Annotated in this window: 22 protein-coding genes; 8 read left to right on the plus strand and 14 right to left on the minus strand. The window is 72.0% G+C overall.

Annotated elements, in window-relative coordinates:
• Window positions 1-51: 51 nt before the first annotated feature.
• A complete protein-coding gene (locus GTY67_RS11960; RefSeq protein WP_093692673.1) occupies window positions 52-729 on the minus strand; it encodes a response regulator transcription factor in 678 nt (225 codons plus the stop codon).
• Between the two features lie 494 nt (window positions 730-1,223).
• Between GTY67_RS11960 and GTY67_RS11965 the strand changes: the two genes are divergently transcribed.
• Window positions 1,224-2,723 carry a peptide MFS transporter gene (locus GTY67_RS11965; RefSeq protein ID WP_161278637.1) on the plus strand — a complete coding sequence of 500 codons (1,500 nt, stop codon included), beginning with the start codon at window positions 1,224-1,226 and terminating at the stop codon, window positions 2,721-2,723.
• A 110-nt stretch (window positions 2,724-2,833) separates the two neighbouring features.
• Here GTY67_RS11965 and GTY67_RS11970 read toward each other — a convergent pair whose 3' ends face one another.
• The 7 genes from GTY67_RS11970 to GTY67_RS12000 form a co-directional block, all read right to left on the minus strand.
• The gene (locus GTY67_RS11970) at window positions 2,834-3,196 is read right to left on the minus strand and encodes a hypothetical protein (protein WP_093692675.1); all 363 of its coding nucleotides are present in this window, start codon (window positions 3,194-3,196) and stop codon (window positions 2,834-2,836) included.
• Window positions 3,197-3,425: 229 nt separating this feature from the next.
• Window positions 3,426-4,868, minus strand: a complete 1,443-nt coding sequence (locus tag GTY67_RS11975; RefSeq protein ID WP_161278638.1) for a hypothetical protein — start codon at window positions 4,866-4,868, stop codon at window positions 3,426-3,428.
• The gene (locus GTY67_RS11980; RefSeq protein ID WP_161278639.1) at window positions 4,865-5,944 is read right to left on the minus strand and encodes a hypothetical protein; all 1,080 of its coding nucleotides are present in this window, start codon (window positions 5,942-5,944) and stop codon (window positions 4,865-4,867) included. The genes GTY67_RS11975 and GTY67_RS11980 overlap by 4 nt, the downstream gene beginning before the upstream one ends.
• Window positions 5,941-7,038, minus strand: a complete 1,098-nt coding sequence (locus GTY67_RS11985; RefSeq protein WP_237502594.1) for an LEA type 2 family protein — start codon at window positions 7,036-7,038, stop codon at window positions 5,941-5,943. The genes GTY67_RS11980 and GTY67_RS11985 overlap by 4 nt, the downstream gene beginning before the upstream one ends.
• A 32-nt stretch (window positions 7,039-7,070) precedes the next feature.
• A complete protein-coding gene (locus GTY67_RS11990; protein WP_161278640.1) occupies window positions 7,071-7,805 on the minus strand; it encodes a peptidase in 735 nt (244 codons plus the stop codon).
• Window positions 7,806-7,983: 178 nt separating this feature from the next.
• Window positions 7,984-8,475: an ATP-binding protein gene (locus GTY67_RS11995; RefSeq protein WP_093692679.1), complete on the minus strand. Its 492-nt coding sequence runs from the start codon at window positions 8,473-8,475 to the stop codon at window positions 7,984-7,986.
• A gap of 205 nt (window positions 8,476-8,680) precedes the next feature.
• Entirely contained in the window at window positions 8,681-9,049 is a 369-nt protein-coding gene (locus GTY67_RS12000; protein ID WP_093692686.1) for an STAS domain-containing protein, read from the minus strand.
• A 287-nt stretch (window positions 9,050-9,336) separates the two neighbouring features.
• Here GTY67_RS12000 and GTY67_RS12005 point away from each other — a divergent pair, with 287 nt between their 5' ends.
• Window positions 9,337-10,320: an RNA polymerase sigma factor SigF gene (locus tag GTY67_RS12005; protein ID WP_161278641.1), complete on the plus strand. Its 984-nt coding sequence runs from the start codon at window positions 9,337-9,339 to the stop codon at window positions 10,318-10,320.
• Window positions 10,321-10,422: 102 nt separating this feature from the next.
• On the opposite strand, the gene hutI is transcribed toward GTY67_RS12005, so the two are convergent.
• The 4 genes from hutI to hutU form a co-directional block, all read right to left on the minus strand.
• Complete coding sequence (hutI, locus tag GTY67_RS12010; RefSeq protein WP_093692681.1) at window positions 10,423-11,595, minus strand: imidazolonepropionase; 1,173 nt, start codon at window positions 11,593-11,595, stop codon at window positions 10,423-10,425.
• A 56-nt stretch (window positions 11,596-11,651) separates the two neighbouring features.
• Entirely contained in the window at window positions 11,652-13,037 is a 1,386-nt protein-coding gene (locus GTY67_RS12015; RefSeq protein WP_343238663.1) for a formimidoylglutamate deiminase, read from the minus strand.
• On the minus strand, window positions 13,028-14,236 hold the full coding sequence (locus tag GTY67_RS12020) for an allantoate amidohydrolase (RefSeq protein ID WP_161280049.1): 1,209 nt from the start codon (window positions 14,234-14,236) through the stop codon (window positions 13,028-13,030). The genes GTY67_RS12015 and GTY67_RS12020 overlap by 10 nt, the downstream gene beginning before the upstream one ends.
• A gap of 359 nt (window positions 14,237-14,595) precedes the next feature.
• Window positions 14,596-16,254: a urocanate hydratase gene (gene hutU, locus GTY67_RS12025; RefSeq protein ID WP_161278642.1), complete on the minus strand. Its 1,659-nt coding sequence runs from the start codon at window positions 16,252-16,254 to the stop codon at window positions 14,596-14,598.
• Between the two features lie 133 nt (window positions 16,255-16,387).
• On the opposite strand from hutU, the gene GTY67_RS12030 reads away from it, so the two are divergent.
• The 5 genes from GTY67_RS12030 to GTY67_RS12050 all read left to right on the plus strand — a co-directional run bounded on the left by GTY67_RS12030 (window position 16,388) and on the right by GTY67_RS12050 (window position 20,142).
• The gene (locus tag GTY67_RS12030) at window positions 16,388-17,761 is read left to right on the plus strand and encodes an APC family permease (protein WP_093691133.1); all 1,374 of its coding nucleotides are present in this window, start codon (window positions 16,388-16,390) and stop codon (window positions 17,759-17,761) included.
• 157 nt (window positions 17,762-17,918) lie between these two features.
• Entirely contained in the window at window positions 17,919-18,332 is a 414-nt protein-coding gene (locus tag GTY67_RS12035) for a hypothetical protein (protein ID WP_161278643.1), read from the plus strand.
• Window positions 18,329-19,138: a helix-turn-helix domain-containing protein gene (locus tag GTY67_RS12040; protein WP_161278644.1), complete on the plus strand. Its 810-nt coding sequence runs from the start codon at window positions 18,329-18,331 to the stop codon at window positions 19,136-19,138. The genes GTY67_RS12035 and GTY67_RS12040 overlap by 4 nt, the downstream gene beginning before the upstream one ends.
• Window positions 19,139-19,176: 38 nt before the next feature.
• A complete protein-coding gene (locus tag GTY67_RS12045) occupies window positions 19,177-19,644 on the plus strand; it encodes a roadblock/LC7 domain-containing protein (RefSeq protein WP_109165332.1) in 468 nt (155 codons plus the stop codon).
• Window positions 19,645-19,767: 123 nt separating this feature from the next.
• On the plus strand, window positions 19,768-20,142 hold the full coding sequence (locus GTY67_RS12050) for a hypothetical protein (protein WP_093691141.1): 375 nt from the start codon (window positions 19,768-19,770) through the stop codon (window positions 20,140-20,142).
• A 15-nt stretch (window positions 20,143-20,157) separates the two neighbouring features.
• Here the strand turns inward: GTY67_RS12050 and GTY67_RS12055 are convergent, their stop codons facing one another.
• Window positions 20,158-20,697, minus strand: a complete 540-nt coding sequence (locus GTY67_RS12055) for a hypothetical protein (protein WP_161280050.1) — start codon at window positions 20,695-20,697, stop codon at window positions 20,158-20,160.
• 233 nt (window positions 20,698-20,930) lie between these two features.
• Window positions 20,931-21,776, minus strand: coding sequence for a MurR/RpiR family transcriptional regulator (locus GTY67_RS12060; protein ID WP_161278645.1), 846 nt, complete (start codon window positions 21,774-21,776; stop codon window positions 20,931-20,933).
• A gap of 184 nt (window positions 21,777-21,960) precedes the next feature.
• Here GTY67_RS12060 and GTY67_RS12065 point away from each other — a divergent pair, with 184 nt between their 5' ends.
• The gene (locus GTY67_RS12065) at window positions 21,961-22,413 is read left to right on the plus strand and encodes a hypothetical protein (protein ID WP_161278646.1); all 453 of its coding nucleotides are present in this window, start codon (window positions 21,961-21,963) and stop codon (window positions 22,411-22,413) included.
• The last annotated feature ends 19 nt before the right edge of the window (window positions 22,414-22,432 follow it).

A 22,432-nucleotide genomic window follows, 5' to 3' on the forward strand; every position in this document is an offset into this window, starting at 1 on the left:
GGGGCACGGGTGCTTCGTACGGAGGCAACGGAGGCATGGGTGCTTCGTACGTCAGCTCTTCTCGAACCGGAAGCCGACGCCCCGGACCGTGGCGATGTAACGGGGATTGGCCGCGTCGTCGCCGAGCTTCTTGCGGAGCCAGGAGATGTGCATGTCCAGCGTCTTGGTGGAGGACCACCAGGTGGTGTCCCAGACCTCGCGCATCAGCTGGTCGCGGGTGACGACCCGGCCGGCGTCCCGGACCAGCACCCGCAGCAGGTCGAACTCCTTGGCGGTGAGCTGGAGTTCCTCCTCGCCCATCCAGGCCCGGTGCGACTCGACGTCGATCCGGACGCCGTGGGTGGCGGGCTGCGCGACGGGCTCGGAGGCGCCGCGGCGGAGCAGGGCGCGGACCCGGGCGAGGAGCTCGGCCAGGCGGAAGGGCTTGGTGACGTAGTCGTCGGCGCCGGCGTCCAGGCCGACCACCGTGTCGACCTCGTCGGCACGGGCCGTCAGCACCAGGATCGGCACGGCGTGGCCGTCGGCGCGGAGGCGGCGGGCGACTTCGAGGCCGTCCATCCCCGGCAGCCCCAGATCGAGGACCACGAGGTCGATCCCGCCCTGGAGTCCGGCGTCCAGAGCCGTCGGGCCGTCCTGGCGGACTTCGACCTCGTAACCCTCCCGACGCAGTGCGCGGGCCAGTGGCTCCGAGATGGATGCGTCGTCCTCGGCGAGCAGTACACGGGTCATGGACTGATGGTAGTCCGGCCGGGACGTCGGGAGTGAGGCCCTCGCCCACGCCTGCGGGTCAGCGACGTGATCAGGACACAGACCTTTGAATATGGGAGCCTGGTTCCACGGTTACCTGTGATCCATGTCTCAAGTCCTTCCATATCCCGCTGTGTCGTGTCGTATGGTGTCCCGACGCCTGTTGCACTACTGAAGGACCTTTGGGCCGCCATGAGCGCCAAGGGTCTCTTCTGTGTGTTGGGCCGGTTCGCGCCGGCCCGTCTTGAGTGAATGACCTGTGAGCCGGGCCCGGAGCGTGCGAACGCGCACCGGGTGTGGATCCCGACGCGGTACTTCCCCGCCCCGCCGCCGAACGCTCCGCCCCCGGAGCCCGGCCCCGGGGCGAGTCCCCCTCAGGCGTTGGGGATGGGGTGCGGCCGCGCCGGTGCCGGCTACCCCCCACCGGGCGCGCACCGCTCACGAGGCGAGCGCGTCCCGACCAGCAAGGATCGACCATGGCGTCCAGCCTGACGAAGGACTCGCCGAATTCCGGCGAGAAGACCTTCTTCGGCCACCCCCGCGGTATGGCCACCCTCTTCATGACGGAGATGTGGGAACGCTTCTCCTGGTACGGGATGCGGGCCATCCTCACCCTGTACCTCGTGGCCGCCGTACTCGACGGCCCCCTGGAGGGCAAGGAGGCGCTCGCCGCCTCCATCTACGGTGTGTACAACGCCGTCGTCTACATGGCCGCGATGCCCGGCGGCTGGGTCGCCGACCGTCTCTGGGGCGCCCGCAAGGCCGTTCTGGTCGGTGGCATCGTCATCGCGCTCGGCCACTTCACCCTTGCTCTCCCGAGTGACATCGCGTTCTTCTTCGGCCTCGCGCTGATCGCGGTCGGTACGGGTCTGCTGAAGCCGAACATCTCGGCGATGGTGGGCGAACTCTACGAGGGCCAGGCCAGCGCCCGCCGTGACGCCGGATTCACCCTCTTCTACATGGCGATCAACATCGGTGGCCTCGCGGCGCCGCTGATCGTCGGCTACCTCGGTGAGCACGTCAACTGGCACCTCGGCTTCGGTGTCGCCGGTGTCGGCATGAGCCTCGCGGTCGTCCAGTACGTCCTTGGCGCCAAGCACCTCGGTGACGTCGGCAAGCTGCCCGCGAAGCCGGCCTCTCCGGAGGAGCGGCGGCAGGTCCTGCGCAAGGTGGGCCTCTGGTCCGGCCTCGCGGTCGCCGCGCTGGTCATCGACCTCGCGCTGGGTACGTACAGCATCGAGCACATCGTCAACGTCCTGGCGGTGCTGGGCGTCGTCGTGCCGATCATCTACTTCATCACGATCTTCCGCGACCCGGCGCTGACCGCCGAGGACCGGCCGAAGATCAAGGCGTACGTGTGGTTCTTCATCACGGCCGTCCTCTTCTGGATGATCTACGACCAGTCCGGCTCGCTGCTGACGATCTTCGCCGACAACAAGACGGACCGCTTCGTCGGCGGCTGGGAGTTCCCGGCCTCCTGGCTTCAGTCGGTCAACCCCGCGATGGTCATCATCCTGGCCCCGATCTTCGCCGCGCTCTGGGTCAAGCTGGCCAAGCGCAACCGTGAGCCCAGCACCCCGATGAAGTTCGCCCTGGCGATGCTCCTCATCGGCGGCTCCTTCGGCATCATGGGTCTGGCGGGCGCCGCCGCGGCCAACAGCGAGACCGGCAAGGTCACCGTCTTCTGGCTGCTCGCCGTCTACCTGGCGCAGACCATGGGTGAGATGTGCCTCTCCCCGGTCGGCCTGTCGCTGTCCACGAAGCTGGCTCCGAAGATGTTCGTGGGCCAGATCATGGGTCTGTGGTTCCTGGCCACGTCGACGGGCAACGCCCTGAACGGCTGGACCACGAAGCTCAACGCGCCGCTGGGCGACGCCGCGTACTACACGTTGCAGGCCGCCGTGGCGGTCGCCGCGGGCCTCGCGTTCATGGTGGCGGGCCGGAAGATCCGCGCACTCATGGGCGGCGTCAGGTAACCGCACGGCGGTTGGTCACCCAGCCGCGCAGAACGGGTCCGCACGAGAGGTTCGTGCGGACCCGTTCCGTATGCGTGGATGGCGGGCCGCCCGACGGGCGGCCCGCACCGCTACTTGGTCTCGACCTTGACGCTGCGCAGGAAGCTGCTGAACCCGCACTTCACCGAGGACTTCTCGGTGGGCTTCTTCCAGTCGCCCTTCACCGTCCACGGAATGGTGTGCTCGGAACCGCGCCCGCGCACGACGTCGCAGACGAGAACGGCGCGGTGCTGCTTGACGGTCTTCCCCTTGGACGACTTCGTGCAGGCGGACGTCGACACCGGGCGCCCCAGCGAAAGGCTGGGCGTTGCCTTGCAGGTGTACTTCGCCGCGGCCGCCTGAGCCGGTGCCGCGGTGGCCAGCGCCAGTCCGGACGTCATCAGCAGGCCCGCGAGCGCACCCGTCGCAGCCTTCTTCCCCCAGGTCATCTTCATGCTGTTCCTTTTCCCAACGCGCGCGGCACGAACAGGTGGTCAAGCCCGCCGGAGAACGCCGCACTCGGATCATTCCCTTCGCTCCTGCGAAGAGACACCCGAGAAACCTAGCCTTGCCGATCTTGTACAGGCAAGGCGGGGCAGGTGAATTGAGCAAGCTCAGAGCCTGCGGGGGCGTCGCCGGAAGGGCCCCTCCTTTTCCGGCGACGCCCCCGCTCGCGGTCCCGGCTCAGCGCGGGGAGCGCAGCCTGCGCCACGGGGTGAACGTGAAGACCGCGCCGCCCAGCAGGATCGCCGTGCCCGCGACCAGGCCGAGCGCGCGCAGGGCGCCGTCGTCCTCGGCTCCGGTGGCCGCCAGGCCGCCGCCCGAGTCCGTACCGCCGCCGGACGCCGCCGATCCGCCCGAGCCCGCCGTGGAGCCGCCGGAGCCCGTGCCTCCGGACGCGCCGCCCGGCTGGGCGGAGGTGTCCAGCTCCAGGGAGACCGCGACATCGGCGGGTGGGGTGCAGGTCGTCGTCGTACCGGCGGCCATCACCGTCAGGACGCCCGGGCTGAGCGTGGACTTCCCGCTCGCGCCGGGCTTGTACGTGCCGGTGAGGTCCGGGATCTCGATCGGGGCGCCGGTCTTGATGACCTCCTTGTTGAGCGGTCCCTCGACCGTGACCGTGCCCTTGTCGGCCCCGCCGAGCTTGACCTCCATGGACGGCTTGACCTGTTCGGCCGGGATGTCGATCGGGCTGTCCATCACGGACTTGCTGAACTTCACCGTGAGGTCGTAGGCGCCGCCGTTCTTCCTGGCGCTGATCCGGACCGGGGAGGTGGCGTTCTTGTCGCCGATGGGGGTCTTGCAGGCGTAGGCGACGGAGACTTCCTTGCCGGGGAAGTCGGTGTCGCCGCCGGTGCCGCCGGTGCTGCTGCCGCCTGAGTCGCTTCCGCCGGTGGTGCCGCCTGCTGTGGTGCCTGCTGTGTCACCGCCGCCGGTTGTGGTGCCGCCGGTGTCACCGCCTCCGGATGTGGTGCCGCCGTCGGTGGTGCCGCCCGAGTCGGTGCCTCCGGTGGTCGTGGTGCCGCCCGTCGTCGTACCGCCGGAGTCCGTACCGCCGGAGTCCGTGCCTCCGGATGTGGTGCCGCCGCTGGTGGAGCCCGCTTCCGTCACCTTGATCGTGGCGCCCGGCCGCACCGTCTCCTTCGGGGCGCACTTGGTGTCCGTGGAGATCGGCTTGGAGACGTTGATGGTGTACGCCCCCGGGGTCAGCGTGATCTCCCCGGCCGCCTCCAGCTTCAGCTTGGCCGTCATGTCCGGCAGCGGCATGGGGCTGTTCTTGGGGATGGGCGGGTTCTGCCGGGGGCCCTCCAGCTTCAGCTCGCCGCTCGCCGCCCCGCCCAGCGTGACCGTGCCGGTCGGCTTCACCGTGTCCTTGCCCAGGTCCAGCACGTCCGGGTTCCTGGACGCGGCCTCGACCGTCTTCCAGACGACCTCGATCTCGTCGCCGACCTTCGCCTCGGCCGGAGCGCTCAGCTCCACCTTCGTGGTGCCCTGGACCGGCGGCAGTCCCGAAATGGGCGGCGGAACGCACTCCGTCGCGTAACTGACCTCGGCGGCCTGCGCCGGGCTCGCGGCCAGCACGAGGCCCGCGCCGCCGAGCATCAGCGCGAGACCGGCCGCGCTCATCCTCCGTTGCGTGTCCACACGTGTCCCTTCGTCGTGGGTGGGGGTCGGTTCTCCGGCGGTGCGGAACGCCGGTTCTCTGACGGTGCGGAGTCCTGGGTGAACCACGGCAGCGCGGCCGTATCGGTGCTCGCGGGCCGGGTGCGGCGGGCGTGGCGGGCCACCGTGCCGGCGGGGCGGGGGCGGACCTTGTCCACGACGGCCATGCCGATACGGAAGACGGCGGCCGGGACGACCAGGCAGAGCAGCACCCAGAAGAGCGTGACGCCCCACGGGCGGCCCACCCCCCACGGCTGTTCGGCCAGCACCTTCGTCCCGTACCGAAGGGAGACCTGGTAGTCGCCGTGCGCGCCGGCGGAGAGTTCGACCGGCAGCTTGATCCGCGCCTTGCCCCCGGGGGCGACCGTGCCGCGCCACTGGCGTTCCTCCCACTGCGGGGCGAAGACGCCGTGCGCCGTGCCGATCTCGAAGACCGGGTCCTCCACGGGCGCGGCCCCCAGGTTGCCGACGGTGAAGACCAACTGCCGTGCGGGCGGGGCCCCGAACCAGGTGAGCAGCGAACTCTCGCCCTCGAGCCGGGTGGTGGCCAGCACCGCGAGCCTCCCCTCGTCGGCCGGGGGCGGCAGCGGGGCGGTGGGGTGACCCGCCACCGTGAACACCGCGTCGAACAGGGCCTGTTCACCGGTCACCGTGGCGACGTGCACCACGCAGGGGCAGGGCTCGGGCGGTTCGGCCACCGGCAGCTTCTTGCTGAAGGCGCCCTTCTTGTCGGTGGTGACGGCCCGGCCGTCTGCGTTGGCACAGGAGTTGGTGCCGCCGACCACACCCCGCTCCGGGGTGGACCGGCCGCAGATCAGCAGCATCAGCAGCGCCTCGGAGCGCCAGCCGCCGCCCTTGACGGTGATCTCACCGCCCTTGCCCGCCTCCTTCTTGGAGAGGGTGACGGAGGGACCGTCGCTTTCGGCCGCCCGCGCCGTCGGGGCGGTGGCCGGTGCGGTCAGGAGCAGGAGAACGGAGAGGAGGAGCAGGAGAGTTGCGGGTACGCGGCTGCCGGCTCCGCTTCCGGGGTGCTGCGTCACGATTCCGCTCCCGCCTTCGCCAAGGGGCTGGATTCCTGGGCCGGTTGCGCGCCTTGCGGCCCGGTGGCCGTGGTGCCGTCCTGCCCGGTGGCCGTGGTGGCGGCCGCATCTGCGTCCGGGCCGGTCGTCGTCACCCCGTGTCCGGCTCGCCGCCGCCGGTACGTGCCGGTGCCGAGCAACGCCAGTACGCCGAGCAGCAGGAGCCCGCCTCCGACGGCCGGACCCACCGGGACGTACGCCGCCGAGGCCGCCGCCTCGTCCCGCGCCCCGCCCTCCGCGGCGGCCCGCAGCCGTACGGTGACGGAGTCCAACGCCGGTGCGTCGGGCCAGGGTTCGGTCAGCTCCACCCGGCGGCCGGGGGCCAGCTCCAGGTCCAGCGGCCGGGCCGGGCGGTCCAGCAGCGTGCCGAACACCCCGTCCGCGCGCACGGCCAGCCGCGGCCGCAGCGGCGCGTTGCCCCGGTTGACCAGGGCGTACCGGATGGTCCGGCCCGACACCTCGACGTCCTCCACGGTGAGCGCCGCCAGGGTGGGGCCGCCGACCCGCACCCGTACCGGTACGCGCTTCTCCTCGCCCCCGCCGACGGCCACGATCTCCCCCGCGAGGTCACCCGGCGCCGCGTCCCCCGGCACGGAGAGCGCGAACGGCACGTCGGCGCGGGTCCTGGCCGGCACGGTGACGGTCTCCGCCGCGAACCGCAGCCCCGCCCCGGCCGGGCCGTCACCCCGCAGCCGTACGGTCAGCGGGGTGCGGGCGGGGTTGGTCACCGAGAGCCGGTCCTGGAGCACCGTCGCGGGGGTGGCCTCCCCGTAGACGTACGGCCTGGCCTCCCGCCCACCGCTCCCGCCGCCCGCGGGCCGGACCGTCCAGCCCGCCGACGCCCCGGGGCCGTCGTCGGCCGCCGCCTCAGGGGCGACGAGCAGCACCAGCAGCAGGGCGGCGAGCAGGCGTACGTACAGGGTCGACGGCACACGTCCGTACGGGATCGATGCCGCGCGCTCGTACGGGGTCGACGGCGGGCGTCCGTATGGGGTCGATGCCGAGCGTCCGTACCGGATCGACGGCGAGCGTTCGTACGGGGTCGACGGCTCCATGGGCGGCTCCCTCACGCTGACGGTTCCGGCGTTCAGCCTGTGGGGCGCTGTCCTCGCCGGGTCAGCCAGAGCACTCCGGCCGCCCCGGTCAGCAGCACGGTCCCGCCGAGGGTGCCGAGCGCGGCCGCCGAGTCGAGGGGGCCGGTCTTCGGCAGCTCACCGCCGCCCGAGGCGCTGCCTCCGGTGGAGCCGCCGCCCGTCGAACCGCCCGTGGAGCCTCCGGACCCCCCGGACCCCCCATTGCCTGCGGTGCCTTCGACGTCGAGTTCCAGGGAGGGGCCGGGGCTGTTCTTCGGCGTACAGGTCGTGGTCGTACCGAGCGCCTTGATGGTGAGCACCCCGGCGGTGAAGGTGACCTTGCCGCTCTTCTTCGGGGTGTACGTCCCCGACAAGTCACTGATCTTGATAGGAGTGTTGGCCGGAATCGCCTCGGCGTTCGCCGGGCCCGAGACCTGGACCTTCCCCGTCTCCGCACCGCCCACCTCGATCACGGCGCTCGGGTTCATGGCTCCCTTGCCCAGCTCCACCGGGCTGGAGGAGACGCCCTTCTGGAAGGACATGGTGAGCTTGTGGCCGTTGCCGCTCCTGACGCTCTTGATATCGATGGGCGAGACGGCGGCCTTGGGCCCGATCGGCGTCTCACACTGGTAGTTGACGTCCACGACCTCGGCGTGGGCGGCGGGTGCGGCCATCAGCACCACCGAGCCCGCAAGGCCGGTCGTCAGCGCGGCCGTCAGCGCGAGAGCTGTCCGCTTCTGGTTCGACACCTCGTGTTCCCCTCATGCCGGACGTCGCCGCGCGCCACGATCCGTACGGGCGCGAGTTACTGACGACACATCAGATTGGGCGCTCAAGGTACGCCCGGGGCCTGATGGAGGGAAGACAAAGAGCGCGCCGGATCCGGCGCGCTCTTCGACGTGAGGGATACGTTCCTGGCCCGGCCGGTCACGCGGGGGCGGCGAGCTCCGCCCAGACGGTCTTGCCCGGCGCCTCCGGCGTACGCTGCACGCCCCAGTCCAGGCAGAGGCGCTGCACGATGAACATGCCGTGTCCGCCGGGGCGGCCGGCGCGGTGCGGCGTACGGGGGGCGGGCTGGCCGGTCCCCCGGTCGACGACCTCGACGCGCAGCGCCTTGGGCGTGCGGCCGATCCGGAGCTCCTCGGGGCCCTCCGCGTGGAGGCAGGCATTGGTCACGAGCTCGGAGACGACCAGCAGGACGTCCTCGGCCGCGGCCCGGCGGTCCGCACTGGACGCCGGGAGCCAGCCCCAGTCGTGCAGGGCCTGCCGGGCGAAATCACGGGCCATCGGGACGATGCCGCTGGCCTGCCCGAGTGAGAGCGTGCGCCACTGCCGCTCGGCCGGAACGGACGAGTCTGCGCCCGCTCCTTCCGGCTCGCGGCCGAGGTCGCCCGGCGGATGCTGCCGGGTGGTGCTCATCAGCGCTTCACCTCACCGATTCGCCATGTCGTCATGTTCGCCATGTCGCGATTGAACAGAAATGATCAGTTACCGAGTGTGCCGGATCTTTGTGATGCCGACGGGGGTCTCCTGCCCGGCCGCACCCTTACGACACCCACTTCGGGCTGCCGATCGCGTAACACGGCCGTCATCCCGGGCGACGCGCGAGCGCACCGTACCGGATCTAGGTCCGTAGAGCGTCCTCGAGCGTGGCGTGGACGGTGAAGACCGCCTCGGCGCCGGTGATCTCGAACACTCTCGCCACGACCGGTTGCATTCCGGCCAGATGGACCCCTCCTCCGACCGCCTCCGCCTTGAGGCGGGCACCGAGCAGCACGTTCAGCCCGGTGGAGTCGCAGAAGTCAAGACGTGAGCAGTCGACCACCAGGCGTGACCGCCCTTGCTCGACCGCGCTCTCCAGGGGCTCCCGCAGCAGATCGGCGGTGTGGTGATCGAGTTCACCCACCGGAGTCACGACCTCGCTGCGCCCCTCGGTCCGGGCCTCGACCTGAAGCCGACCCCGGTTCGCACTGCCGACCGTCCCGCGGTCCATGCCCATGTACCTCTTCGCCGTCCGTCACTGTGCGCGTCACTGCCTGTGCGGCTGTATGCAGAGCTGCCGCCGACGTGCGTAAAACAGTACGCGTTTCGTAGGCCACGCGGTAGTCGAAGACCTCAACAAACCGGACATATGCGGTGAATTGGCGCTTGTAACTGCTGGCCGGAACCGGGTAAGGGTAGAGGGACACCTAAAACACGACCGGCTTTGGAGGCGCCGCTTCACCGCAGGAACACGTATGGGCATCGGCAGCCATATGCCGAGAACGATGGAGGAGAACCATGTCACCCCGGCTCGACGAAGCGCGTACCCCCAACGCGTCGTCGGCATGTCCTCAGGGACCGACCAATTCCGACTCCCCCGCCGCGAGCGCCGTTCCCGGCCCGCGCACCAGCACCACCAGCACCACCCCTGACTCTTCCGGCGAGGGGCTTGAGGGCTTCACGGGGCTCTTGACGGGGCTCGAAGGACTTCCCGAGATCCCGCCCTTCGCCGAAGTAGGGGCTCTGGACGCCAGGGCCCTGTCGAAGACGCTCTTCGAGCGCCTCGAATCCCTCGAAGAGGGCACGCACGAGTACGCGTACGTCCGCAACACCCTCGTCGAGCTCAACCTCGCGCTCGTCAAGTTCGCCGCCTCCCGGTTCCGCTCGCGCAGTGAGCCCATGGAGGACATCGTCCAGGTCGGCACCATCGGCCTGATCAAGGCGATCGACCGGTTCGAGCTGAGCCGCGGTGTGGAGTTCCCGACGTTCGCGATGCCGACCATCGTCGGCGAGGTCAAGAGGTTCTTCCGCGACACCAGCTGGTCCGTGCGCGTCCCGCGCCGGCTCCAGGAGCTCCGCCTCGACCTGGCCAAGGCGGGGGACGAGCTCTCCCAGCAGCTGGACCGCGCGCCCACCGTGGCGGAGCTGTCCGAGCGCCTGGGCATCACGCCGGACGAGGTCGTCGAGGGCATGTCCGCGAGCAACGCCTACACCGCGAGCTCGCTGGACGCCAAGCCCGAGGAGGACGACAGCGAGGGCGCCCTCGCGGACCGCATCGGCTACGAGGACCACGGGCTCGAAGGCATCGAGTACGTCGAGTCCCTGAAGCCGCTGATCGCCGCACTGCCCTCGCGCGACCGCATGATCCTCTCGCTCCGCTTCGTCAGCAACATGACGCAGTCGGAGATCGGGGAGGAGCTGGGCATCTCGCAGATGCACGTGTCCCGGCTGCTCTCCCGGACGCTGGTCAAGCTCCGCAAGGGGCTGACGCTGGACGAGTAGGCCCGCCCGGCCGCTTGCGAGCACGCGGAAGGACCCGTTCCCGTCGTACGTGTCCACGTATGCGGGGCGGGTCCTTCCGCGTGCCGGGCGGGCGCCCGGCGGCTACTCCACCCGCTCCCCGCCCCGCCACACCGCGCTGACCAGCGGGACGCCCGGGCGGTAGGCGAGGTGGACGTGGCTCGGGGCGTCCAGGAGGACCAGGTCGGCGCGTGCGCCGGGCGCGATGCGGCCGACGTCCGTGCGGCGCAGGGCCGCGGCGCCGCCCGCTGTGGCGGACCAGAGGGCCTCGTCGGGGGTCATGCCCATGTCGCGTACGGCCAGGGCGACGCAGAACGGCATGGACGAGGTGAACGACGAGCCGGGGTTGCAGTCCGTGGAGAGCGCGACCGTGGCCCCCGCGTCCAGCAGGCGGCGGGCGTCGGGCCAGGTGGCGCGGGTGGAGAACTCGGCGCCCGGGAGCAGCGTCGCCACCGTGTCGCCCTGGCCCAGCGCGTCCACGTCCGCGTCGGTGAGGTGGGTGCAGTGGTCGGCGGAGGCGGCGTCGAGTTCGACGGCGAGCTGGACGCCGGGGCCGTACGTCAGCTGGTTGGCGTGGATGCGGGGGTGCAGCCCCTTGGCGCGGCCCGCCGTGAGGATGGCGCGGGCCTGGTCGCCGTCGAAGGCGCCGCGCTCGCAGAAGACGTCGATCCAGCGGGCGTGCGGGGCGCAGGCGTCCAGCATCGGGCCGGTGACCAGGTCGACGTAACCGGCCGGGTCGTCGGCGTAGTCCGGGGAGACGACATGGGCGCCGAGGTAGGTGACCTCGTCGGTGTGGCGGGAGGCGATGCGCAGGGCGCGGGCCTCGTCCTCGACGGTGAGGCCGTAGCCGGACTTGGTCTCCAGGGTGGTGGTGCCCTGGCGCAGGGCCTCGGCGAGGTAGCGGGCGACGTTGTCGGAGAGCTGCTCGTCGGAGGCCTGGCGGGTGGCGGCGACCGTGGTGCGGATGCCACCGGCGGTGTAGGGCTGCCCGGACATCCGGGCGTTGAACTCCTGGGTGCGGTCGCCCGCGAAGACGAGGTGGGAGTGGGAGTCGACGAAGCCGGGGATCATGGCCCGGCCCGCCGCGTCGAGGACGTTGTCAGTGGCGGGTGCTTTGCTTGATTCACCGGTCCAGACGATGCGGTCGCCCTCGATGACGACGGCCGCGTCCTGGATCAGGCCCAGGGGGGTCCCGTTGCCGAGGGAGGGGTCATTGGTGACCAGGCTGGCGATGTGGGTGACGGCGGTGGTCGTCATCTGGAGAGTGTTCTCCTTGCGTGCCGGGAGGTCCGGGCCCGCTGTTGGGGACAGGGTCAGTGGTGCAGGGAGGCCACGGCTGCCGCGAGCGCTCCGGGCACGTCCTCGATCAGTGCGTGACGGCCGTCGCGGACGATGTGACGCCCTGCCACGACCGTGTGCCGCACATCAGCGGCGGAGGCGGCGAATACGGCGGTCTCCGCTGCCAGCCGGGGCACCGGTCCCGCTGTTCTGACGGAGTCCAGGGCGACGGTCGTCAGGTCGGCGGGGGCGCCCGGTTCCAGGACGCCCGCGTCGGGGCGGCCGAGTGCGGCGTGCCCGTCGGCGGAGGCGGCCCTCAGCAGGGCGGCGGCCGTCCAGTGGCCCCGGATGTGGGTGCGCAGCCGCTCGTTGAGCTCCATCGCCCGCGCCTCCTCGAAGAGGTCGATGACGGCGTGGCTGTCGCTGCCCAGCGAGAGCGGCGAGCCGGCCTTTTGGAGGGCCGCGGCCGGGCCGATGCCGTCGGCGAGGTCGCGCTCCGTCGTGGGGCACATGCAGGTGCCGGTGGTGGAGGAGCCGAGCAGCGCGATGTCCTCCTCCGTCAGATGCGTGTTGTGGATGCCGGTGGTGCGCGGGCCGAGGACCCCGTGGTCGGCCAGGAGCCGGGTGGGGGTGCGGCCGTGGGCGGCCCGGCAGGCGTCGTTCTCCGCCGTCTGCTCGGAGAGGTGGACATGGAGCGGGGCGCCCCGCTCCTCGGCCCACGCGGCGACGGTGGCCAGCTGGTCGGCCGGGACCGCGCGGACGGAGTGGATGGCCGCGCCGATCAGGGTGTGGTCGTCGCCCTTGAGGAGGGAGGCGCGCTCGGCCCAGGCGTCGGCGGTGGTGTCGGAGAAGCGCAGCTGGTGCCGGTTGGGCTTCTCGCCGAAGCCGGCGGCCAGGTAGGCGGTGTCCAGCAGGGTGATCCGGATGCCCGCCTCGGCCGCCGCCGCGATCAGCGCCTCGCCCATGGCGTTGGGGTTGGCGTAGGGCGTGCCGCCGGGCGCGTGGTGCAGATAGTGGAATTCGCCGACGGAGGTGATGCCGGCCAGGGCCATCTCCGCGTACGTGGCGCGGGCCAGGTCGAAGTAGGTGTCCGGGGTGAGCCGGGACGCCACCTGGTACATCAGCTCGCGCCAGGTCCAGAAGGTGCCGGAGCCCACCTGGACGGTGGCGCGCAGGGCCCGGTGGAAGGCGTGGGAGTGGGCGTTGGCCAGGCCCGGGAGGGTCAGGCCGCGCAGCACGGTGGCGCCGGGCGGGGGCGTCCGGACGCCGGTCCTGACCCCGGCGATCCGGCCGTCGGCGACCTCCACCGTGACGTCGGGCTCCACATGGGTCCCGAGCCAGGCGTGGTCCATCCAGTACGTCGCGGTGACGGGCCCGCCCGCCGTCCGTGCCGTCTCAGCGGTCCGGTTCGTCAGCTGCACGCGAGACCTTCCAGTACGTCGGCGAGTGCCCGCACCCCGGCCGTGCAGTCGTCCTCGGCGGCGTGCTCGGCCGGAGAGTGCGAGATTCCGGTGGGGTTCCGTACGAAGAGCATGGCGGTGGGCACCGAAGCGGACAAAATACCCGCATCGTGGCCCGCGCCGGTGCCCAGGACGGGGACCGCGCGCCCCGTGTCGCCGGTCCCCTCCAGGATCTTGGCGAGCTCGTCGCGCAGGGCGTGCTCGAACTCGACCACGGGCGTGAACGATTCGCGTACGACGCCGAGGTCGATCCCGGCCCGCTCGGCGTACTCGCGGGCAGCGGCCTCGATCCCGGTGACGACGGCGTCCAGGGTGGCCTGGTCGGCGGCGCGGGAGTCCAGCCAGCCACGGACGAGGGAGGGGATGGCGTTGACGCCGTTGGGTTCGACGGCGATCTTGCCGAAGGTGGCGAGGGCGCCGGTGAGTTCGGCCTCGCGGCGGGCGGCGAGCACGGTCTCGGCGTACGTGAGCATCGGGTCGCGGCGGTCGGCCAGGCGGGTGGTGCCCGCGTGGTTGGCCTCGCCCCGGAAGTCGAACCGCCAGCGGCCGTGCGGCCAGATGGCGGAGGCGATGCCGACGGGGTCGCCGGTCAGGTCGAGGGCGCGGCCCTGCTCCACATGGAGTTCGACGAACGCACCGATCCGGGCGAGCCGTTCGGGGTCCGGGCCGATGGCCTCGGGGTCGTATCCGGCGCTCTCCATGGCGGCGGGCAGGGCGATCCCGTCCGCGTCCCTCAGGCGGTGGGCGTCGGCGACGGTGAGCTGTCCGGCGGCGAGCCGGGACCCGACGCAGGCGAGACCGAAGCGGGCGCCCTCCTCGTCACCGAAGTTGGTGATGGCGAGGGGGCGGGTGAACTCCGCTCCTCTGCTGTGGAGTTCGTCGAGTGCGGCGAAGGAGGAGACCACACCCAGCGGCCCGTCGAAGGCGCCGCCGTCCGGTACGGAGTCCAGGTGCGAGCCGGTGACGACGGCGTCGCCGGCCAGGGGGTCGCCGAGCCAGGCCCACTGGTTGCCGTTGCGGTCGGCCTCATAGGCGAGCCCGCGCGCCTCGGCCTGCGCCCGGAACCAGGCCCGGCACTCCAGGTCCGCCGCCGACCAGGCGTAACGCCGGTAGCCGCCGCTGTCGGGGTGGCGCCCGACGGGTGCCAGCTCGCGCCACATGGAGAGGAAGGAGTCGCCTGTACGCCACTGGGGCGCGGGGCCGCCGGAGGGCGCGGGGCCCCCGGAGAGCGCGGCGGCGCCTCGGGGCGGGCCCGCCGCCGCGCCCTCTGCCGTACCCCGGGCCCGGGACGTGCCGCCTGCCGGGGTCCCGGCGCCGGACGTGTCCTCCGGCGTACCCCCTGGCGCACCCCCGGCGCCGGACGTGCCGCCTGCCGGTGCCCTGGACGCGACCCCGGCGCCGGACGTGTCCTCCGGCGAACCGCCTGACGCACCCCCGGCACCGGACGTGCCGCCTGCCGGGGCCCCGGGCAGGCCCCCCGGCGTGCCCGTCCCGCCGTTCGGTGTGGTGCCCGTGGGCATCAGTTGGCCTCCGTCATCGGGACGCGTACGCCCTTGTCCTCGGCGACCGACTCCGCGATGTCGTAGCCCGCGTCGACGTGGCGGATGACGCCCATGCCGGGGTCGTTCGTCAGGACGCGGCGGATCTTCTCGCCCGCGAGCTCGGTGCCGTCCGCGACGGTGACCTGGCCCGCGTGGATGGAGCGGCCCATGCCGACGCCGCCGCCGTGGTGGAGGGAGACCCAGGAGGCGCCGGAGGCGACGTTGACCATGGCGTTCAGGAGCGGCCAGTCGGCGATGGCGTCGGAGCCGTCCAGCATGGCCTCGGTCTCGCGGTACGGGGAGGCGACCGAGCCGCAGTCCAGGTGGTCGCGGCCGATGGCCAGCGGGGCGGCCAGTTCACCGCTGGCGACCATGTCGTTGAAGCGCTCGCCGGCCTTGTCGCGCTCGCCGTAGCCGAGCCAGCAGATGCGGGCGGGCAGGCCCTGGAAGTGGACGCGTTCGCCGGCCATCTTGATCCAGCGGTGCAGCGACTCGTTCTCCGGGAAGAGCTCCAGCATCGCCTTGTCGGTCTTGTGGATGTCGGACGCCTCGCCGGAGAGGGCGGCCCAGCGGAAGGGGCCCTTGCCCTCGCAGAAGAGGGGGCGGATGTAGGCGGGGACGAAGCCGGGGAAGTCGAAGGCGCGGTCGTACCCGGCGAGCTGGGCCTCGCCGCGGATGGAGTTGCCGTAGTCGAAGACCTCGGCCCCGGCGTCCATGAAGCCGACCATGGCCTCGACATGGCGGGCCATGGACTCGCGGGCGCGCTGGGTGAAGTCGGCGGGCTTCTCGGCGGCGAGGGTGGCCATGTCGTCGAAGTCGACGCCGACCGGGAGGTAGGCCAGCGGGTCGTGGGCGCTGGTCTGGTCCGTGACGATGTCGACCGGCGCGCCCTCGGCGAGCATCCGGGGCAGCAGCTCGGCCGCGTTGCCGAGGAGGCCGATGGAGAGGGGGCGGCGGGTGTCGCGGGCCTCGACGGCGAGCTGGAGGGCGTGCTCCAGGTTGTCCGCCCTGACGTCCAGGAAGCGGTGTTCGATGCGGCGTTCGATGGCGCGCGGGTCGCAGTCGATACAGATGGCGACGCCGTCGTTCATGGTGACGGCGAGCGGCTGGGCGCCGCCCATGCCGCCGAGCCCGGCGGTCAGAGTGATCGTCCCCGCCAGGGACCCGCCGAACTGCTTGGCGGCGACGGCGGCGAAGGTCTCGTAGGTGCCCTGGAGGATGCCCTGGGTGCCGATGTAGATCCAGGACCCGGCGGTCATCTGGCCGTACATGGTGAGGCCGAGCGCCTCCAGGCGGCGGAACTCCTCCCAGTTCGCCCAGTCGCCGACCAGGTTGGAGTTGGCGATGAGCACGCGCGGCGCCCACTCGTGGGTCTGCATGACACCGACCGGCCGCCCCGACTGGACGAGCATCGTCTCGTCCTGCTTGAGCGTCCGGAGGGTCCGGACCATCGCGTCGAACGAGCGCCAGTCGCGGGCCGCCTTGCCCGTGCCGCCGTAGACGACGAGCTTGTCGGGGTGTTCGGCGACCTCGGGGTCCAGGTTGTTCTGGAGCATGCGCAGGGCGGCTTCCTGCTGCCATCCCAGGGTGCTGAGGGCGCTGCCGCGCGGCGCTCGTACGGGGCGGGGTCCTGACATGGCGGTGCCTCCTCGCGACGGTGAATAACTATTCACATCCTGAGGCGCTGAATAGTCGTAGTCAACAGGTGCGGTTCGCGCCGCGCCCGGGAAGAGGTGTTCCATCCCCGACCCAAGGGCACCGGAGGCACCGATGAGCACGCCCGGCACACCCGCACCCGCAGCCCCCGAGGCGTCGCCGCCGCTCAAGCGGGCCCTCGGCCCCAAGCTGCTGATCCTCTTCGTGGTCGGCGACATCCTCGGCACCGGCATCTACGCCACCACCGGCGATGTGGCGGGCAAGGTGGGCGGGGCGCTCTGGCTGCCGTTCGCGATCGGGTTCGTCGTGGCCATGCTGACGGCGGCCTCGTACGTGGAGCTCGTCGGCAAGTACCCGAAGGCGGCCGGGGCCGCGCTCTACACCCAGAAGGCGTTCAAGGTCCCCTTCCTCACCTTCGTCATCGCCTTCATGGTGATGTGCTCGGGGCTCTCCTCGGCGAGTGCGGCGGCCCGGGCGTTCAGCGGCGACTACCTGGGTGAATTCACCGACGCCGTACCGCCGACGCTCATCGCGATCCTCTTCATCCTCGCGCTGGCCGCGATCAACCTGCGCGGGGTCTCCGAGTCGGTGAAGGCGAACGTCGTGCTGACCCTGGTGGAGGTCAGCGGCCTCGCGGTGATCCTGGCGATCGGCGCGTACGCCGTACTGGGCGGTGAGGGCGAGCCCTCCCGGCTGACCCAGATCGAGACCGGCGGGACCGGATACGCCCTGCTCACCGGCGTGCTCGGCGCCACCGCGCTCGGCTTCTTCGCCTTCGTCGGCTTCGAGGACTCGGTCAACATGGCCGAGGAGACCAAGGACCCCGCCCGCAACTTCCCCCGGGCCATCTTCATCGGCGTGGCCGTCACCGGCACCATCTACATCCTGGTCGCGCTGGTCTCCTCGCTCCTGGTCGACTCCCGCACCCTGGCGGAGTCCAGCGGTCCGCTGCTGGAAGTGGTGAAGGCGGGCGGCGTCGATTTTCCGCCGAAACTCTTCGCGCTGATCGCTCTCTTCGCGGTCACCAACTCGGCCTTGATCAACCTGATGATGGCCTCCCGGCTCTGCTACGGCATGGCCAACGAACGCATCCTCCCGCCCGGGATGGGCAAGGTGCTGGCGGGCCGGCGGACCCCCTGGGTCGGCATCGTCTTCGTCTCCGTCCTGGCGATCGGCCTGGTCTCCACCGGCGAGATCGAGGGGCTCGGCGACACCACCTCCTTCCTGCTGCTCTGCGTCTTCGGCGTGGTCAACATCGCCGTACTGGTACTGCGCAAGGACCGGGTGGACCACCACCACTTCCGTACGCCGACCGCCCTGCCGGTCCTCGGTGCGATCACCTCGCTGATCCTGGCGAGCCCGCTCGCCGACCGGGGCGCCGACGTCTACGTACGCGCCGGGGTCCTGCTGCTGATCGGCATCGGGCTGTGGGCGGTGAACAAGGCGGTGATGACGGCCGCGGAGAAGTCCGGCGGCGACGCGGCCTGACGGAACGTCACCTCGCGTCCGGGCCAACGCATTCCAGCCGCTCCTTTACACCCTGGGGCGCATGTACCAAAGGAAAATGCCAGAACCTCCACCTGCCGTGAGCACGTTGCGTAGCCTCAGGGTCACAGCCGTACGCCGCGTCGGGAGGGGAATCCGCGTGCCCGGAATCGACGAGTGCCTGCTCGAAGTCATGAGGCTGCCCGGCGCCCGGGGCGCCTCGGTGGTCGACTGGACGAGCGGCCTCGCGCTCGGCACCATCGGCGAGTCCCCCAACGGCGACCACGAGGCGACGGCGGCCGAGACGGCGGAGGTCGCCCGGATGACCGCCGAACAGCCCGCCTTCGCCCACCTGGCCTCAGGGGGCGGAAGCGAACGCTCCGGGGAAGCGCCGAGCACCTCCGTGGAGGACGTCATCGTCACCACACAAGACGGTTACCACATGCTCCGCTTCGTGGAGACGGCTTTCGACAGCAGCGTCTTCCTCCACCTCTGGCTGAGCCGCTCCGAGGGCAACCTCGCGATGGCCCGGTTACGTCTGGGCGAGCTGGCCGAGCGGCTGGTGCTGGCATGAGTGCGATAGCCGCCGACCCCGGCGCCCCCGGGACGGACCGGCTCCCGGTCCTCTCCCCGATGCTCCAGCGCCTCGCCGCCGAACGGGCCACCGGCGCCCTGATGCGCGACCGCGGCACGCTCTACCTCGCCGACGGCCAGGTGGTGCACGCCGAGAGCCCCGCCACCCCCGGGATCGACGTGCTCCTCACCACCGGCGGCACCCTGCGGCACGAGGGGTGGTGGGACGCGGTGGCGCAGGCCGGGGCCGGACAGCGGGTCGGCCGCTACCTCGTGGACAGCGGCCATGTGCCGGGCGGCGCACTGGAGTTGTGCCACCTGGGCGCGCTGTACGACGCCGCGTTCTTCGCCCTCGCCCCGACCGGGACGCCCGCCCGCTTCCGTTACGGGGTGTCCCACTGGATCGGCCCGGTGCGGCCGGTCCCGGTGGCCGCCGTCCAGCGCGAGACCCTGCGGAGACGGGAGCTGCTGGACCGGATCTGGCCCGACGCCGCCTGCGACGCCGCCCCCGTGATGCGGACGGCCGCGCACACCGGCGACAGCCCCGTACCCGCCCGTCAGCGCGCGGTGCTGGAGCTGGCCGACGGGGTGCGTACGGCCTCCGACATCGCCCAGGCACTGGGCCGTTCGGCGTTCCACATCCTGGTCGACCTGCGGCGGCTCGCCGCGGCCGGCCTGGTGGAGGCGGTCCGCGCGCAGCCGCTGCCCGCCGCCTCGGCACCCGGCCGGATCACGCTCCCCGAGGTGACGGCCGACCCCGATATCGCCCTGCTGCGCCGGCTCCGAGACGCATTGGAGGCCCTGTGATACGCGCGCTCAGACAGCGTGCCGGGAGGAGACAGCTGATGGTTCCCGAGGCCGAGACGCGCGGTGTCCTCGACGAGCTCCAGCGGTTACGGGCCCGGGTCCCCCTCCTCGGCGGGGCGCTGGCCGCCTCCACCGACGGCCTGGTCCTGGCCCACGACACCCCCGGCATCGAGGCCGAGGGCGTCGCCGCCCTCACCGCCGCCGCGCTCGGCGTCTCGATCCGGATGACGGAGGCCACCGGCCGCGGCGGCTTCCGGGAGCTCCTGGTCCGCGGTGAGAGCGGCTACATCGCCACCTACGCCGCCGGCTCATCCGCCGTCCTGACCCTGCTGGCCGAGGACCGCATCAACGTCGGCCGGCTCCATCTGGAGGGCCGCCGCGCGGGCGCCCGGATCGGCGAACTCGTCGACACCGCCCTGGAACGAGCCGAGCGCACGCCCCCCATGCCCCGCACCGCACCGTCGCGCGGCGCCCCCAACCGCACGCTCCCGCAGCGCCCGACGTAACCGCATCCCCCCACCCGTACGCCCCAGACCACCGGGACTCACGCCATCACGCGGAACCCCATGCCACGCACACAGAAACGGACCCGGTCACCACGACCGGCCACGGAAAGGAAACGAGCCTCCATGGCGAACACCGAAGCGTCACTGAAGGAAGCGATGACCTCGATCGAGGGCACCACGGGTGTCGCCCTCGTCGACTACACGAGCGGGATGGCCCTGGGCACGCTCGGCGGCGGCAAGGACTTCAACCTGGAGGTCGCGGCCGCCGGCAACACCGATGTGATCCGCGCCAAGCTCCGCACCATGGAGCACCTGGGCCTCAAGGAGGAGATCGAGGACATCCTCATCACCCTGGGCAGCCAGTACCACCTGATCCGGCTGCTCAAGACCCGGGGCAGCAACGGCCTCTTCCTCTACCTGGTGCTGGACGCGAGCCGCGCGAACCTGGCGATGGCCCGCCACCAGCTGAAGAAGATCGAGGCCGAGCTGGAGGTCTGACCTCTCCGGAACCCCTCACCGGCGGCGACGCCGCGCCCCGCCCGGCGCGGCGTCCCCCGCCACCGGCCCCGTCGTCCGGTGCCCCTGCACCCGCTCGGCGACCGGGGAGCCGCGCCCCGCCCAGTCGGTGCGCACCCAGTACAGGACGTCGTCCCGGCGCTCCCGCTGCCCGATCCGCAGCGCCTTGGCCCAGAGACCGGCGCCCGCGCCCGCGAGGGCCAGCCCGCCGGCGCCCGGCAGCGCGAACGAGGACACCACCGCCACCACGAACGCCCCCAGCAGCCACCACCGGTGCCCGCGCCGCCACACCCGTACGGTCACGGCCCGGTCCTGGAGGAAGTCGCCGCGCCCCGCCCGGGTGGCGCCCCGGGCCAGCTCCGCGTACCGCCCGCCGCGCGCCAGGGCCACGACGGCGGCGACGACGATGAAGAGCGCCGCCCCCGCCAGCAGCCCGATCCGACGCCCGGTCAGCCCCGGTACGAACGCTCCCGCGACGGCGGCCACCAGCCCGGCCCACCACAGCGGGGCCGCCCCGGCCCGTACGATCACGGCCACTCTCGCCAGCGACTGTCCTCCGCGCCCCACGTCCGTACCCCTCTCGCTCCACGCCCGCCGGTCCCTGTGCCGGTCGTTCCGGTCGTTCGGTCGCGGAGATTAGCGGTCACAGATGAGGAGTGCGTGAGAATCCGGGAAATCGCCGGGCCGGGGCACTCGTAGAAGAAGCGAGGCCCGGGACTCGCCGGAGAAGCCTGACGCGGGCACTCGCCCAGGAGGCCGGGCGCGGGCCCTCACTCCACGAACAGGCCCCGCGCCGCCGCCCGTACGTCGAACTCCTCCAGCCGTGCCTGGGCGTCGGGCAGTTCGTCGCACATCGCCTCCAGCAGCACCCGGCCCAGCAGCATCGGCGCGCAGACGGTGTCGAAGGAGAGCCCGGAGCCGATGGCGGCCGGGAGGAGCAGGTCGCTGTGTTTGGCGACCGGGGCGAAGGCGGAGTCGGCGACGGTCACGACGGTGAGCCCCTGCTCCCCGGCGTACGCCAGCGCCTCCACGCACTCCTTGGGGTGGCGGGGCAGCGCGAAGCACATCAGGGCGGTGGCGCCGGCGCGGCGGGCGGAGTCGATCCGGTCCAGGAGCATGGAGCCGCCCTCGTCCAGCACCCGGACGTCGGGGTGGACCTTGGCGGCGAAGTAGCCGAACCCGCGCGCCTGCGAGGAGGCCGCCCGCAGTCCCAGCACGGGCAGCGGCCGGGAGGTGGCCAGCAGGCGGCCCGCCCGCTCCACGGGTGCGGGGTCGGCGAGGAGCTCCGAGAGGTGCTGGAGGTTCTCGATCTCGGCGCGGACGGCCTGCTGGTACTCGTTGTACGTCTCCCCCGCCTCCTCCTGCTCCGCGTCGGGGGGTGCGACCTCGCGCAGGTGGCGGCGGAGCGCCGGGTAGCCGTCGAAGCCGAGGGCGACGGCGAAGCGGGTGACGGAGGGCTGGCTGACCCCGGCGAGCTCGGCCAGCTCGACGCTGGAGAGGAACGGCGCGTCGGCCGCCCGGCGGACCATGCAGTGCGCGATGCGCCGCTGGGTGGGCGTGAGCCGGTGCCCCTCGAAGAGCTGCTGCAACCGCGCGGCGGGGCTGCTCCCACTCATGCTGTCCCCTTGCTGGGCTGTGCCGTGCCGGATCCGTCGCGCCACGGTCGGCGCCGACAGATCCATTCAGCCAGGAAGGCCCCTGCATGTCCATATGCAGCGGGTGGACGGGGAGCCTCCCGGCGGGGAAATACGGGGGTTAGCCCCCGTGTTCCGGTCCGCCGCCGCTCGTAACGTAACCGGTATGGAAGCCCGTGACCACGAGATCGAGAAGGAGCTGGCCGCCACTCTCCGGGCGCGCGGCGAGCTGGGGCCGGAGTACGAGTCCGCGCTCGTCGACTCGTTCCTGGAGAAGGTCGAGAAGCGCCTCGACACCACCCTGGACCGCCGGGTCCGGCGCCATCTGGCCGAGCAGCAGATGACGGCCGCCCGGGACCCCCGGTCCATACGGCCGCCGTCCGCCCCGGGGGCGCCGCCCGGGTTCGGGGAGCGGTTCGGGTTCGGGGTGGTCTCGCTCGTGCTGGCCGTCCCGCTCTCCGCGATCGGGGTGGTCAACGCGGGCATCGAAGGGCTGGTGGTGGCCTGGCTGGGGATCGTCGGGGTGAACGCGGTCCACGCGGCGCGCGGCGGGGGCCTGTTCCGGCAGCGTGAGCAGCGCGGTGCCCCGGCGCCGGCCTCGGAGTGGCGGGAGGACTGACCGCCGTCTCCGAACCGCT

It is taken from the genome of Streptomyces sp. SID8374 (assembly GCF_009865135.1).
In the GTDB taxonomy this organism is placed as follows: Bacteria; Actinomycetota; Actinomycetes; order Streptomycetales; family Streptomycetaceae; genus Streptomyces.

What these genes read in the sequence shown, in the direction of transcription:
- GTY67_RS11960 (WP_093692673.1), bottom strand. Translation starts at nt 729, where the DNA reads ATGACCCGTGTACTGCTCGCCGAGGACGACGCATCCATCTCGGAGCCA.
- GTY67_RS11965 (WP_161278637.1), top strand. Translation starts at nt 1,224, where the DNA reads ATGGCGTCCAGCCTGACGAAGGACTCGCCGAATTCCGGCGAGAAGACC.
- GTY67_RS11970 (WP_093692675.1), bottom strand. Translation starts at nt 3,196, where the DNA reads ATGAAGATGACCTGGGGGAAGAAGGCTGCGACGGGTGCGCTCGCGGGC.
- GTY67_RS11975 (WP_161278638.1), bottom strand. Translation starts at nt 4,868, where the DNA reads ATGAGCGCGGCCGGTCTCGCGCTGATGCTCGGCGGCGCGGGCCTCGTG.
- GTY67_RS11985 (WP_237502594.1), bottom strand. Translation starts at nt 7,038, where the DNA reads ATGGAGCCGTCGACCCCGTACGAACGCTCGCCGTCGATCCGGTACGGA.
- GTY67_RS11995 (WP_093692679.1), bottom strand. Translation starts at nt 8,475, where the DNA reads ATGAGCACCACCCGGCAGCATCCGCCGGGCGACCTCGGCCGCGAGCCG.
- GTY67_RS12000 (WP_093692686.1), bottom strand. Translation starts at nt 9,049, where the DNA reads ATGGACCGCGGGACGGTCGGCAGTGCGAACCGGGGTCGGCTTCAGGTC.
- GTY67_RS12005 (WP_161278641.1), top strand. Translation starts at nt 9,337, where the DNA reads ATGTCACCCCGGCTCGACGAAGCGCGTACCCCCAACGCGTCGTCGGCA.
- hutI (WP_093692681.1), bottom strand. Translation starts at nt 11,595, where the DNA reads ATGACGACCACCGCCGTCACCCACATCGCCAGCCTGGTCACCAATGAC.
- GTY67_RS12020 (WP_161280049.1), bottom strand. Translation starts at nt 14,236, where the DNA reads ATGTGGCGCGAGCTGGCACCCGTCGGGCGCCACCCCGACAGCGGCGGC.
- hutU (WP_161278642.1), bottom strand. Translation starts at nt 16,254, where the DNA reads ATGTCAGGACCCCGCCCCGTACGAGCGCCGCGCGGCAGCGCCCTCAGC.
- GTY67_RS12030 (WP_093691133.1), top strand. Translation starts at nt 16,388, where the DNA reads ATGAGCACGCCCGGCACACCCGCACCCGCAGCCCCCGAGGCGTCGCCG.
- GTY67_RS12040 (WP_161278644.1), top strand. Translation starts at nt 18,329, where the DNA reads ATGAGTGCGATAGCCGCCGACCCCGGCGCCCCCGGGACGGACCGGCTC.
- GTY67_RS12045 (WP_109165332.1), top strand. Translation starts at nt 19,177, where the DNA reads ATGGTTCCCGAGGCCGAGACGCGCGGTGTCCTCGACGAGCTCCAGCGG.
- GTY67_RS12050 (WP_093691141.1), top strand. Translation starts at nt 19,768, where the DNA reads ATGGCGAACACCGAAGCGTCACTGAAGGAAGCGATGACCTCGATCGAG.
- GTY67_RS12060 (WP_161278645.1), bottom strand. Translation starts at nt 21,776, where the DNA reads ATGAGTGGGAGCAGCCCCGCCGCGCGGTTGCAGCAGCTCTTCGAGGGG.
- GTY67_RS12065 (WP_161278646.1), top strand. Translation starts at nt 21,961, where the DNA reads ATGGAAGCCCGTGACCACGAGATCGAGAAGGAGCTGGCCGCCACTCTC.